Here is a 13,265-nt window from a genome sequence, read left to right as displayed (position 1 = left end):
AAAGAGTGCGTAATAGCTCACTGGTCAAGTGATTCCGCGCCGACAATGTAGCGGGGCTCAAGCGCACCGCCGAAGCTGTGGCATTCATGCGTTAGCCCAGTCTCCTTGTGAGGCTCAGGTGCGTGGATGGGTAGGGGAGCGTCGTGTGGACGGTGAAGCCGCGGAGTGATCCAGCGGTGGAGACCACACGAGTGAGAATGCAGGCATGAGTAGCGAAAGACGGGTGAGAAACCCGTCCGCCGAATGACCAAGGGTTCCAGGGCCAGGCTAATCCGCCCTGGGTAAGTCGGGACCTAAGGCGAGGCCGACAGGCGTAGTCGATGGACAAGCAGTTGATATTCTGCTACCGGCGAAGTACCGCCCATGGTGAATCCGGTGATGCTAACCGTCCGATGGTGTGCATCGTCCCTTCGGGGGCACCGCACTCCGGAGCACGGGACCCGAACCGGTAGTAGCCAAGCGTATTAACAGGGGTGACGCAGGAAGGTAGCCCGGCGTGGCGATGGTAGACCACGTCCAAGGACGTAGGGCGAACGGTAGGCAAATCCGCCGTTCATGTGCCTGAGATCTGATGGTGACCGCGAATGCGGGAACAGGGTGATCCTATGCTGCCTAGAAAAGCCTCGACGCGAGGTACAAGCCGCCCGTACCCTAAACCGACTCAGGTGGTCAGGTAGAGAATACCAAGGCGATCGAGACAATCGTGGTTAAGGAACTCGGCAAAATGCCCCCGTAACTTCGGGAGAAGGGGGGCCCAAAGCGTGAACCGGCTTGCCCGGGGAGCGTGGAGGGCCGCAGAGACCAGGGAGAAGCGACTGTTTACTAAAAACACAGGTCCGTGCGAAGTCGCAAGACGATGTATACGGACTGACGCCTGCCCGGTGCTGGAAGGTTAAGAGGACGGGTCAGCCGCAAGGCGAAGCTCAGAATTTAAGCCCCAGTAAACGGCGGTGGTAACTATAACCATCCTAAGGTAGCGAAATTCCTTGTCGGGTAAGTTCCGACCTGCACGAATGGCGTAACGACTTCTCCGCTGTCTCAACCGCGAACTCGGCGAAATTGCATTACGAGTAAAGATGCTCGTTACGCGCAGCAGGACGGAAAGACCCCGGGACCTTCACTATAGCTTGGTATTGGTGCCCGGTGCGACTTGTGTAGGATAGGTGGGAGACTGTGAAGTCGGCACGCCAGTGTCGGTGGAGTCAACGTTGAAATACCACTCTGGTCGCTTCGAGCATCTAACTTCGGTCCGTGATCCGGACCAGGGACAGTGCCTGGTGGGTAGTTTAACTGGGGCGGTTGCCTCCTAAAATGTAACGGAGGCGCTCAAAGGTTCCCTCAGCCTGGTTGGCAATCAGGTGGCGAGTGCAAGTGCACAAGGGAGCTTGACTGTGAGACTGACAGGTCGAGCAGGGACGAAAGTCGGAACTAGTGATCCGGCCATGGCTTGTGGAAGCGTGGTCGCTCAACGGATAAAAGGTACCCCGGGGATAACAGGCTGATCTTGCCCAAGAGTCCATATCGACGGCATGGTTTGGCACCTCGATGTCGGCTCGTCGCATCCTGGGGCTGGAGTAGGTCCCAAGGGTTGGGCTGTTCGCCCATTAAAGCGGTACGCGAGCTGGGTTTAGAACGTCGTGAGACAGTTCGGTCCCTATCCGCTGCGCGCGCAGGAAACTCGAGAAGGGCTGTCCCTAGTACGAGAGGACCGGGACGGACGAACCTCTGGTGTGCCAGTTGTTCCGCCAGGAGCACGGCTGGTTGGCTACGTTCGGAAGGGATAACCGCTGAAAGCATCTAAGCGGGAAGCCCGCTTCACGATCAGGTTTCCACACCTTCGGGTGGAAGGCTCCCAGCAGACTACTGGGTCGATAGGCCGGACGTGGAAGGCAGGACTAAAGACTGCTGAAGCTGACCGGTACTAATCAGCCGACAACTTCACCACAACCAATTCCTTGTGCGAAGACAACGCGTCCACTGTGCGGTTCCCGAACCACGACCACCCCTTTGACCGGCACAGGCCGGCCCAAGGCTAGGTGAGTTGACAGTTCGACACCGTTACGGCGGCCATAGCGAAGGGGAAACGCCCGGTCCCATCCCGAACCCGGAAGCTAAGCCCTTCAGCGCCGATGGTACTGCACCCGCCAGGGTGTGGGAGAGTAGGACGCCGCCGAACACCATTCACCGAGAGCCCTTCGCACACGCGAAGGGCTCTCGGCATTTCGGGATGTGTTGCAGGCGGAGAACGTGGCCCTGTTCTGGGTCGAGCCGGTGAGTCGACGGCGCGCGGCTTCCGACCGTGGCTTCCGACCGTGGCGTCGCACTCTGGACTGCGGATCGGGCGCTCTGGTTCTTGAGCCCCGGCGCGTGCTGAGCGAGCGTCGCGGACGTTCGCGTCGCAGCCCCGTCGATGGCGATCGGGGTGAGGTCAGTCCTCTGCGACGAAGACGACGCCACCGAGCGGGGGAACGCGAATCGAGGCCGAGAAGGGGCGTCCGAAATAGGGCACCGGCTGAGCGTTGATGCCTCCGAGATTGCCTACCCCGGAGCCGCCGTAGAGCTCGGAGTCGGTGTTGATGACCTCGCGCCAGCGGCCTCCGTGCGGGAGCGGAAGTCGGTACCCCTCGTGCGGGACGCCGGAGAAGTTCACGACGACGGCGGCCATCGGGGTGCCGTCCCCCTTGCGTAGGTAGGCGAGCGTGTTGCCGTCGGCGTCGTCGGAGTCCAGCCACTCGAATCCGTCGGGTGTGTGGTCCTTCTGCCAGAGCGCCGGGGTCCCCCGGTAGACCGCGTTGAGGTCACGGACGCACGAGCGGACCCCGGCGTGGCCTGGGTCGTCGAGCGTGAACCAGTCGAGCTCGTGCTGCTCCGTCCACTCCCCGCCCTGGGCGTACTCGTTGCCCATGAAGGTGAGCTGCTTGCCCGGATGCGTCCACTGGTAGAGGTAGAGCGCGCGGCATCCCGCAAGACGCTGCCAGTGGTCCCCGGGCATGCGGCCGTAGATCGAGCCCTTGCCGTGGACCACCTCGTCATGCGAGAGGGGGAGCACGAACTGCTCGGAGAAGGCGTAGACCATCGAGAACGTGATCTCGGAATGGTGGTAGCGGCGGTTGACCGGAGACTCCTGCAGATAGCGCAGGGTGTCGTTCATCCAGCCCATGTTCCACTTGAGCCCGAACCCGAGGCCGTCGAAGGCGGTCGGGCGGGTGACGCCGGGGAAGGCCGTCGACTCCTCGGCGATCATGAGGATGCCCGGGTTGCGGCGGTACGCCGTCGCGTTGGCCTCCTGGAGGAACGAGATGGCCTCGAGGTTCTCCCGGCCGCCGAACTGGTTGGGCCGCCAGCGGCCGTGCTCACGCGAGTAGTCGAGGTAGAGCATCGAGGCGACCGCGTCGACCCGAAGGCCGTCGACATGGAACTCCTCGAGCCAGAAGGTCGCGTTCGCCACCAGGAAGTTGCGCACCTCGCGCCGACCGAAGTTGAAGACGTAGGTGCCCCAGTCCATGTGCTCGCCGCGCAGCGGGTCCGGGTCCTCGTAGAGCGGGGTCCCGTCGAACCGACCCAACGCCCAGTCGTCCTTCGGGAAGTGCGCCGGCACCCAGTCGACGATGACGCCGATGCCGGCCTGGTGCAGGCTGTCGACGAGGAAGCGGAAGTCGTCTGGGCTGCCGAACCTGGCCGTCGGTGCGTAGTACGACGTCACCTGGTAGCCCCAGGACCCCCCGAACGGGTGCTCGGCCACCGGCATGAGCTCGACGTGCGTGAAGCCCATCTCGACGACGTACTCGGTGAGCTCGATCGCCAGGGCGCGGTAGTCGCGGCCCCATCGCCACGAGCCGAGGTGGACCTCGTAGACCGACAGCGGGCCGTTGTGGGGGTCGGTCCGGGAACGCTCGGCCATCCACCGGTCGTCGGCCCAGACGTAGTCCTCCTCGACCACGACGGAGGCGGTCGCCGGGGGCACCTCGGTGCCACGGGCGAGCGGGTCGGCCTTCTGCCGCCAGGCGCCGTCGGCACCCAGGATCTCGAACTTGTACCGGGCGCCGGCCAGCACATCGGGCACGTAGAGCTCCCAGACACCGGACGAGCCCAGCGAGCGCATCGCGTGGGTGCGCCCGTCCCAGAAGTTGAAGTCCCCGACGACGCGAACCGCGCGGGCCGTCGGGGCCCAGACCGCGAACGCCGTGCCCGCGACCTCACCGAACTCGGAGGCGAAGCGGGTCACGCTCGCACCGAGGACGGTCCACAGCTGCTCGTGCCGACCCTCGCCGATGAGGTGCAGGTCCAGCTCGCCGACCGTGGGCAAGAAGCGGTACGGGTCGTCGTACGAGGAGGTGTGACCGTCGTAGGTGACCTCGACCCGGTAGTCCGGAACGTCGACGAGCCCGGGCAGGACAGCGACGAACACCCCGTCGAGCTCGTGACTGGCGCTCACCCGGGCGTCGGCCGTGACGACCACGACGCGTTCGGCCCCCGGTCGTAGCACCCGGACCGTCACGCCGTCCGGGCCGGGGTGGGCGCCCAGGACCCCATGCGGGTCGAACCAGGTGCCGTGCGCGACCGCTCGAAGGGTGTCGTCGTCGACATGGACCGGAAGCGGCGTTGACGGAGCCATGGGGGTAGCCAACCACGGCCGACGCAGCAGCGCAGGAGCCGACTCGCGCGTCGGCGACGGGAGCGTTCGCGGGGGTGCTCTGGCGGCGCCTGCGTCCTGAGCAGGGCAGCGGGAGTGGTGGGTCGCCGGTGGGAGTGGCGGCGTTGCGGGTCAGGGGCGCAGGAGGCGGTCCAGGCCGGCCAGGGGGATGGGGAGCCAGTCGGGGCGGTGCCGGGCCTCGTAGACCGCCTCGTAGAGAGTCTTGTCGAGCTCCTGGGCGCGCAGCAGCAGGTGCTGGTCGCCGCAGCCGGGTGCCGCGGCCTCGTACGCCTCGAGGAACGCCGTGCGGGCCTCCTGCAGCCATGACCCCGCGGTCTTCCGGTCTCGTCCGCCGACCGCCGCCGCGTAGTCGAGGCTGCGCAGCACGCCCGCGACGTCCCGGACCGCCAGGTCGGGGCGGGTCCGCTCGGCGAGCGGCGCCAGGGGCTCGCCCTCGAAGTCGGTGACGTACCAACGACCCGACGACCGCAGCACCTGACCCAGGTGCAGGTCGCCGTGCACGCGCTGGCGTGGTGGGGCGGCCGGCAGTGCGCGCAGCGCCGCGAGGACGGCCGCCACCCCGTCGCGGTGCCGGGTGAGCTCCGGCACCGACTGGACGGCCCAGGCGTACCGGGCTGCCAGCCCGTCTGCCACGGCGCCCGGGCCGAGGTCCGCATCGGGGAAGCTGCCGTAGGCACGGACCAGGGCGGCGTGCATCGAGGCCACCACCGTGCCCAGCTCGGCGGCCAGCGGCGCGAACGACGTGCCCGCCCTGGCGTGGTCGCAGGCCAGCACGAAGCCGTCGGCGGCCTCCGGCACGAAGGCCGACAGCGCGCCGAGGTAGCCCGTCGTGGGCTCGTCGTCCGCACCCGGCCAGGTCGCGGTCAACCAGCCGAGAGGAGCGGGGACCGCATCCCAGCCGACCTCGACGAGATGGCGGGGGACGTCGACGTCCGGGTTCTCGCCGCCCGCCGGCGCCCGCAGCACCTTGAGGATCGCCGCCGACGCACCACCCGCCGAGAGCACCACGGAGGTGTTCGACTGCTCACCCGTGAGCACCCTGCCCGAGGACGGCAGCAGCGCGGCACGGGTCGAGGTCGCGCGGGGCGGTCCGTCGGCCGCGGCGAGCCAGGCCGCGAGGAAGGCGGGGTGACCGGCGCCGTCGAGCACGTGGCGCCCGTCGAGAGACCCGATCACCTCGTCCGCGCCGGCGGCGTCGGGGGTGAGCACGACGGGCACCTGCAGGACGGTCGACAGCGCATCGCCGCGCACCCGCAGCAGCAGCACCCGCACGAGCGAGAGGCCGGACGCCAGCTGCACGGAGCCGATGAGCGTGACCTGCGCCGAACCGTCCTTGACCGGGAACCACCGGCGGTCGGCGAGCCACGGCCGGAGCACGTCGAGGAGCCGGGCGTCGAGCCCGTCGGCGCGTCCGACCGTCACCGTCACGGCCGGACCACCTCGAGCCAGAAGAACTCGCGCGACCCGAACGTGAGCCGCACCGAGCCGTCGGAGCCGACCTCGGCCAACGTCGCGCCGCCGAAGACGTCGCGCAGGTGCGCACCGGCCAGCGCCGGAAGCCGCAACGTGGTCGAGCGCGCTGTCGAGGCCAGGTTCGCCACGACCAGGATCGTCTCGTCCCCGTCGTCGCGCAGGAAGGACAGCACGGCGTCGTTGTCGCCCTTGACCACCGTGAACGTGCCCGCGCCGAGGGCCGGGTGCGCGCGCCGGGTGGTGAGCATGCCCCGCACCCAGTGCAGCAGCGACGCGGGCTGAGCGAGCTGGGACTCCACGTTGACGTTGGCGTAGTGGTGCACGAGGGACTGCACGAGCGGCAGGTAGAGCATGCCGGGGTCGGCCGTCGAGAAGCCCGCGTTGCGGTCCGGGGTCCACTGCATCGGGGTGCGGACCGCATCCCGGTCGGGCAGCCAGATGTTGTCGCCCATCCCGATCTCGTCGCCGTAGTACAGGCACGGGCTGCCGGGCAGGGAGAGCAGCAGGGCGTGCGCGAGCTCGATCTCCTTGCGGCTGTTGTCGAGCAGCGGGGCGAGGCGGCGCCGGATGCCGACGTTCGCCCGCATCCGCGCGTCCGGCGCGTACCAGCCGTACATGGAGGCACGCTCCTCGGTGGAGACCATCTCCAGGGTGAGCTCGTCGTGGTTGCGTAGGAAGGTGCTCCACTGGCCGCCGGCCGGGATCGGCGGGGTGTCGGCCAGGATGTCGACGATCGCCGACGCCCGCTGGTCACGCAGCGCGTAGTAGATGCGCGGCATCACCGGGAAGTGGAAGCACATGTGGCACTCGGGCTCGTCCTGCGTGCCGAAGTAGTGCACGACGTCCTCGGGCCACTGGTTGGCCTCCGCCAGCATGATGCGGCCCGGGAACTCCTCGTCGATCATCGCCCGGACCGTGCGCAGGAACGCGTGGGTCTCCGGCAGGTTCTCGCAGTTGGTGCCCTCGGCCTCGAACAGGTAGGGGACCGCGTCCAGCCGGAAGCCGTCCACCCCCACGCCGAGCCAGAACCGGGCCACGTCGAGCATCGCCTCGACGACCTTCGGGTTGTCGAAGTTGAGGTCCGGCTGGTGGCTGAAGAACCGGTGCCAGAAGAACTGCCGGCGCACCGGGTCGAAGGTCCAGTTCGAGGTCTCGGTGTCGACGAAGATGATCCGGGCGTCCGGGTAGCGGGTGCTCTCGTCGCTCCACACGTAGAAGTCGCCGTACGGGCCGTCGGGGTCCGAGCGGGAGGACTGGAACCACGGGTGCTGGTCGGACGTGTGGTTCATCACGAGGTCCACCACGATCCGGATGCCGCGCAGATGGGCCTGCTCGACGAGGGTCCGGAAGTCGGCGAGCGTGCCGTACTGCGAGGCGACCGCGGTGTAGTCGGCCACGTCGTACCCGCCGTCGCGCAACGGCGAGGGGTAGAACGGCGGCAGCCACAGGCAGTCGATGCCGAGCCACTGCAGGTAGTCCAGGCGGGCGATGAGGCCCTCGATGTCACCGCTGCCGTTCCCCGAGGAGTCGGAGAAGTTGCGCAGCATGACCTCGTAGAACACCGCGGTGCGGTACCACTCCGGGTCGTCCGACAGGCCCTGGGCCGCGGGCGGCGGCACCTGCGGCTGACGGCGCGGCGGCAGCCCGTGCAACGCGATCGCGGCCGTGTTCGGTGCCGGCTCCGGATGCGCGAGCCGGGCCGAGCCCCGGGCGGCGGCGTTGCCGGGCGGAGGTGTCATGGGCATGCTCATGCCCCACCCATCGACATCACGTGGGCGCAGCTGACCTGCGGCACGAGACGGACGAACGTGTCAGCGCCCCAGGGGTGCACCTGACCGCTCAGCTCGTCGTGCGCCTGCAGCGGTGCGTCGACCGGCAGACCCAGCGCGGCCAGATCGAGGTGCACCCAGCCCTCCTGGGTGTTCCACGGATCGAGGTTGACGATGGTGACCACGACGTCCGCCGCCCCGGTGGGGGAGTGCTCGGCGGCCAGGTGCCGGGAGAAGCACACGAGGGCGTCGTTGTCGGTGGGGTGCACCCGCACGTTCTGCAGCTGGCGCACGGCCGGGTGGGCGCGGCGGATCTCGTTGAGCCTGCCGATGAGCGTCGCGATGCCCAGCGGTGCGGCCCCGGACCAGTCGCGCGGGCGGAACTCGTACTTCTCGTTGTCGATCTGCTCCTCGACGCCGGGACGCGGCACGTTCTCCACCAGCTCGTAGCCGGAGTAGACGCCCCACGTCGGAGCACCGAGAGCCGCCAGCACGGCGCGCACCGCGAACGCCCCGCGGCCGCCGGCCTGCAGGTACGGCGGCAGGATGTCGTGCGTCGTCGGCCAGAACGCCGGGCGCATCCACGGTGCCTCGTCACCGCCGACCCGGGCCAGGTACTCCTCGAGCTCGGGCTTGGTGGTGCGCCAGGTGAAGTACGTGTACGACTGGTGGAACCCGGCCTTGCCCAGGCCCAGCATGATCGCCGGCCGGGTGAACGCCTCCGACAGGAAGATCACCTCGGGGTGCGACTCGCGGACGTCGGCCAGCAGCCGCTGCCAGAACGGCAGCGGCTTCGTGTGCGGGTTGTCCACCCGGAAGATCGTCACGCCGTGGTCGATCCACACCTGGACGACCCGGCGGATCTCGGCGTAGATCCCCTCGGGGTCCTCGTCGAAGTTGAGCGGGTAGATGTCCTGGTACTTCTTCGGCGGGTTCTCGGCGTAGGCGATCGTGCCGTCCGGGCGGTGGGTGAACCACTGCGGGTGCTCGGTGACCCACGGGTGGTCCGGCGAGCACTGCAGCGCCAGGTCGAGGGCGACCTCCAGGTCGAGCCCGCGGGCGGTGGCCACGAACGCGTCGAAGTCGTCGAACGTGCCCAACGACGGCTCGATCGCGTCGTGCCCCCCGGCCGGCGAGCCGATCGCATACGGCGAGCCCGGGTCGCCCGGGGCCGCCTCGAGGGTGTTGTTGCGGCCCTTGCGGAACGTGCTGCCGATCGGGTGCACCGGCGTGAGGTAGACGACGTCGAAGCCCATCGAGGCGATCCGGGGCAGGTCGGTGGCCGCCGTGCGCAGCGTCCCGGAGACCCAGGCGCCGGTCTCGTGGTCGACATACGCGCCCACCGAGCGCGGGAACATCTCGTACCAGGCGCCCGCCAGGGCGAGCGGACGGTGCACCTGCAACGGGTACGTCGGCGAGGGCGAGAGCAGGTCACGCAGCGGGGAGCGCGCCAGGACGTCGCGCACCGGCTCGCCCAGACCGGCCGCGAGCCGGTCCGCCGGGTCGCCCGCGGTGTCCCGCAGCAGCTGGGCGGCCGCGCGCAGCACCGCTGCACCGGCCGTGTCCGGGGCGTCGGCCCGGCGCCGGTCGGCGGCCCGGGAGAGGATCTGTGCGCCCTGCTCGAGGACGAGCTCGACGTCGATGCCCGCCGGCACCTTGATCGCGGCGTCGTGCGCCCAGGTGCCGTACGGGTCCGACCAGGCCTCGACGAGGAACGTCCAGTCGCCCGGCTCGTCGGGCACGACGAGCGCCTCGTAACGGTCCAGACCCGGCTGCACCTCGCGCATCGCGGCGCGGTAGCCCTGCGACCCGTCCGGGCGCAGCAGCACGGCGTGGGCGCCGTACGCGTCGTGCCCCTCGCGGAAGACCGTCGCGCGGACCGGCACGGCCTCGCCCACGACGGCCTTGGCGGGGAACCGGCCCGCCTCGGCCACGGGGAAGACGTCGAGGACCGGGATCCGGCCGACGGGTTCGGCGGCAGGACGGGGCGCGGGCCGACCGGGTCCACCAGTCGGGCGTGTCCGGGGCGGGGGGGTGCTCCTCACGCCCCGAACCTAGTCGCCAGCGGGCCGGATGAGCATCTGCAGCTCACCGGCAGACGTACACCCGCATGCTCAACGGCTCCATGGTGATCGTCGTACCGCCGGGGAGGTGCAGCGCGCCGCCGATCGCCGCCTCGCGCTGGTCCTCCGGGTGCTCCCACACCGAGTCCCACACGAGCAGCCACGGCTCGGTGCCGGACCCGACCAGCCGGACCTGTTCGGCGTGCAGCGAGCCGTTGAACACGACGTTCACCACGTCGCTCGTCGGCGGCGGGGCGGTCCGCACCATCTGGAACGTGCGGTTCGACGGGTCGTGCCAGCGGTCGTGGTCGAACGCCGTGCCGGACGGGTCGTACCAGCCGAGGTCCGGGCGCCCCCCGGGGGCCACGGGGGATCCGGTGTAGAACCGCTCGGTGTGCAGCGCCGGGTGCTCGCGCCGCAGCATGAGCAGGTACGAGCAGGTGGCCAGCAGGTCGGACCGCCACGCCGACCGCTCCCAGCGCACCCAGGACAGTTCGGAGTCCTGGCAGTAGGCGTTGTTGTTGCCCTGCTGGGTGCGGCCCAGCTCGTCGCCGGCCGTGATCATCGGGGTGCCGGCCGACAGGGCGAGCGTCGCGAACAGGTTGCGGATGGACCGACGGCGCAGCGGCATGAGGTCGGCCGCGGGGGAGTCCGGCGGCACCGGCCCCTCGACGCCGTGGTTCCACGACCGGTTGTCGTCCGTGCCGTCCCGGTTCTGCTCACCGTTGGCCAGGTTGTGCTTGTGGTCGTACGCGACCAGGTCCGCGAGGGTGAACCCGTCGTGCGCCGTCACGTAGTTGACCGAGGCCTGCGGGCCGCGGATGAGCGGCGGGCTGCCCTGCCCGAACAGGTCCACCGACCCCGACAGCCGGGTCGCCAGGTCGCGCACCCGGTGCCCGGGCAGACCATGCGCCGCACGCCCCGGGTCCGACAGCCAGAACGAGCGCACCGCGTTGCGGAACCGGTCGTTCCACTCCGCGAACGGCAACGAGAACTGCCCGGTCCGCCAGCCGCCGGGGCCCACGTCCCACGGCTCGGCGACCAGCTTGAGCGCGTGCAGCGACGGGTCCGCCGCCGCGCCCACGAGCACCGGGTGGTCATGGGTGAAACCGCCGACACCGCGCCCCAGCGTGACCGCCAGGTCGAAGCGGAAACCGTCGACACCGACGACGTCCGCCCAGTAGCGCAGCGAGTCCAGGGTCATCCGCACCACCTCGGTGCGGCGGAAGTCCAGCGTGTTGCCCGTCCCGGTCACGTCGGCGTACACGGCCGGGACGCTGCCGTCGTGCGCGTAGTAGATCGCGTTGTCCAGCCCGCGCCAGGACAGGTGCTGACCGTCCACCCCGCCCTCGGCCGTGTGGTTGTAGACGACGTCGAGCAGCACCTCCAGCCCGGCCTCGTGCAGCTGGTGCACGGTGCGGCGCAGCTCGGCCAGCACGGCGGCCGGTCCCGCGGCGCGTGCGGCCGCCGTCGCGTAGGGGGCGTGCGGGGCGAAGAAGCCCAGGGTCGAGTAGCCCCAGTAGTTGGTGAGCCCCTTGGTGATGAGGTGCGGTTCGGAGGTGAAGGCGTGCACCGGCAGCAGCTCGACCGCGGTCACCCCCAGCCGCAGCAGGTGGTCGATCACGGCCGGGTGCGCCAGCCCGGCGTAGGTGCCGCGCAGGTGCGCGGGTAGGAAGCCGGCGAGCCGGGTGAGACCGGCGACGTGCGCCTCGTAGATCACGGTGGCCGACCACGGCGTCCACGGCCGGTTGGCGCCCGGGTCCGGCCCGGGCAGCGCCGCGGTGTCGACCACGACGGCGTGCGGCACGTGACCGGCGGAGTTGCGGGTGTCCATCGCACCGAAGGCGTCGCCGTGCAGGTGGCCGTCCACGACGTGCCCGTAGGTGGCCGGGCCGTACCCGAGCATGCCCACCAACCCGCGGGCATACGGGTCGACCAGCAGCTTGTGCGGGTTGTAGCGCAGCCCATATGCGGGCTCCCACGGACCGTCGGCGCGCAGCCCGTAGCGCTGACCTGCGCCGATGCCTGGTACGTGGGCGAAGAAGACGCCGTGCCGCGGACCCTCGAGGCTGATCCGGCGCTCCGAGCGGGGCGTGCCCGCCGCATCGAACAGGCACAGCTGCACCGCGGTCGCGTGCGGGGCCAGCACCCCGACGTCCACCCCGTCACCCGCTGGGTGGACCCCGAGCCGCGGTGGCCGAGGGCGTGGTTCGGGGTGGGTCACGGGACATAGTGTCCCCTGCCCGACCGCCTGTCGGGGCCGTCCCGGGCTGGTTCGCGCCGGCCGGGTAGCCTTCCTCAGGTGAAGATCGTGGTCGCCGTCAAGCATGTGCCGGACGTCCAGTCGACCCGCAGCCTGGGGGCCGACGGTCGCCTGCGGCGGGACGGGGGCGACGGCACCCTCAACGAGCTCGACGAGAACGCCGTCGAGGCCGCCGTGCAGATCGCCGCGGCGACCTCGGGCGAGGTCGTCGCCCTGAGCGTGGGACCGGCCGACGCGAACGATGCGGTGCGCCGGGCCCTGCAGCTGGGCGCCGCCCGCGGGATCCTGGTGAGCGACGACCGGCTCGCCGGGCTCGACGCGCTCGGCACCGCCGCCGTGCTGGCCGCCGCGGTGGTGGACGAGGGGGATGTCGACCTCGTGCTCACCGGGATGGCCTCCACCGACGGCCTCACCTCCGTGGTGCCCACGGCGCTCGCCACCTACCTGGGGATCCCCGCGCTGCCGCTGGCCGCCCGGGTCGACGTCGTGGACGCCACGGTGCACGTGCACCGCGAGCTCGACCACGCCGTCGAGGACCTCACGGCGGCGCTGCCGGCCCTGGTCTCGGTGACCGACGCCGCGAACGAACCGTCCTTCCCGGGCTTCCGGGCGATCATGGCGGCGCGCAAGAAGCCGGTGCGCACCGTCGGGCTCGACGACCTGGCAGGTGCGCTGGGCACGCTCGGCCTGGACGCCGACAGCCTGGGCGGGCGGACGCGTGTGCTGCACGCCGAACCGCGCCAACCACGGACCGACCGGGTGCTGGTGACCGATGACGGGCAGGCCGGCGTCGAGCTGGCCGCCTGGCTCGTCGACCAGCGACTCGTCTGACCCCTCGACCGACGGGACCCCCGCGATGACCACCCTCGTGCTGCTCGACCACGACGACACCGGACGGCTGCGCACCGCCGCCCTCGAGCTGGCGACGCTCGCCCGACCGCTCGGTGACGTGCACGGCGTCTGGGTCGGCGACGGCCTCGACGGCGCGCTGCCCTCGCTCGCCGAGGCCGGTGTGGCCACCGTGCACCGGCTGCCGGCCGAGG

At 70.1% G+C, this 13,265-nt stretch carries 6 protein-coding genes, 2 rRNA genes and 1 pseudogene; 4 read left to right on the top strand and 5 right to left on the bottom strand.

The features are described from left to right. Together F2B26_RS10170 and rrf are read left to right on the top strand one after the other, a co-directional pair. Positions 1-1,945: ribosomal RNA gene (locus tag F2B26_RS10170) — 23S ribosomal RNA — on the top strand; the annotation flags it as partial. 114 nt (positions 1,946-2,059) lie between these two features. Beyond that, positions 2,060-2,176, top strand: a 5S ribosomal RNA gene (gene rrf, locus F2B26_RS10165). Positions 2,177-2,428: 252 nt separating this feature from the next. Here the strand turns inward: rrf and glgB are convergent. From glgB to glgX, 5 genes are all read right to left on the bottom strand, one after another. After that, positions 2,429-4,615, bottom strand: a complete 2,187-nt coding sequence (gene glgB / locus F2B26_RS10160; protein ID WP_159808962.1) for a 1,4-alpha-glucan branching protein GlgB — start codon at positions 4,613-4,615, stop codon at positions 2,429-2,431. Positions 4,616-4,765: 150 nt separating this feature from the next. Continuing rightward, positions 4,766-6,082: a maltokinase N-terminal cap-like domain-containing protein gene (locus F2B26_RS10155; RefSeq protein WP_159808961.1), complete on the bottom strand. Its 1,317-nt coding sequence runs from the start codon at positions 6,080-6,082 to the stop codon at positions 4,766-4,768. Continuing rightward, positions 6,079-7,866: a maltose alpha-D-glucosyltransferase gene (gene treS / locus F2B26_RS10150; protein ID WP_201292695.1), complete on the bottom strand. Its 1,788-nt coding sequence runs from the start codon at positions 7,864-7,866 to the stop codon at positions 6,079-6,081. The genes F2B26_RS10155 and treS overlap by 4 nt, the downstream gene beginning before the upstream one ends. Before the next feature lie 8 nt (positions 7,867-7,874). Further along, the gene (locus F2B26_RS10145; protein WP_159808957.1) at positions 7,875-9,941 is read right to left on the bottom strand and encodes an alpha-1,4-glucan--maltose-1-phosphate maltosyltransferase; all 2,067 of its coding nucleotides are present in this window, start codon (positions 9,939-9,941) and stop codon (positions 7,875-7,877) included. 43 nt (positions 9,942-9,984) lie between these two features. Beyond that, on the bottom strand, positions 9,985-12,183 hold the full coding sequence (glgX, locus tag F2B26_RS10140; RefSeq protein ID WP_235929598.1) for a glycogen debranching protein GlgX: 2,199 nt from the start codon (positions 12,181-12,183) through the stop codon (positions 9,985-9,987). 78 nt (positions 12,184-12,261) lie between these two features. On the opposite strand from glgX, the gene F2B26_RS10135 reads away from it, so the two are divergent. Continuing rightward, positions 12,262-13,053, top strand: a complete 792-nt coding sequence (locus F2B26_RS10135; protein WP_159808953.1) for an electron transfer flavoprotein subunit beta/FixA family protein — start codon at positions 12,262-12,264, stop codon at positions 13,051-13,053. A gap of 25 nt (positions 13,054-13,078) precedes the next feature. After that, positions 13,079-13,265 (top strand): annotated as a pseudogene (locus F2B26_RS10130) (electron transfer flavoprotein subunit alpha/FixB family protein); the annotation flags it as partial.

The sequence above is a fragment of the Cellulomonas citrea genome (assembly GCF_009829685.1).
Lineage (GTDB): Bacteria > Actinomycetota > Actinomycetes > Actinomycetales > Cellulomonadaceae > Cellulomonas > Cellulomonas citrea.
The sequence above is the reverse complement of the archived record's forward strand: the minus strand, read 5'-3'. Positions and strand labels throughout refer to the sequence as shown.

What these genes read in the sequence shown, in the direction of transcription:
- glgB (WP_159808962.1), bottom strand. Translation starts at nt 4,615, where the DNA reads ATGGCTCCGTCAACGCCGCTTCCGGTCCATGTCGACGACGACACCCTT.
- treS (WP_201292695.1), bottom strand. Translation starts at nt 7,866, where the DNA reads ATGACACCTCCGCCCGGCAACGCCGCCGCCCGGGGCTCGGCCCGGCTC.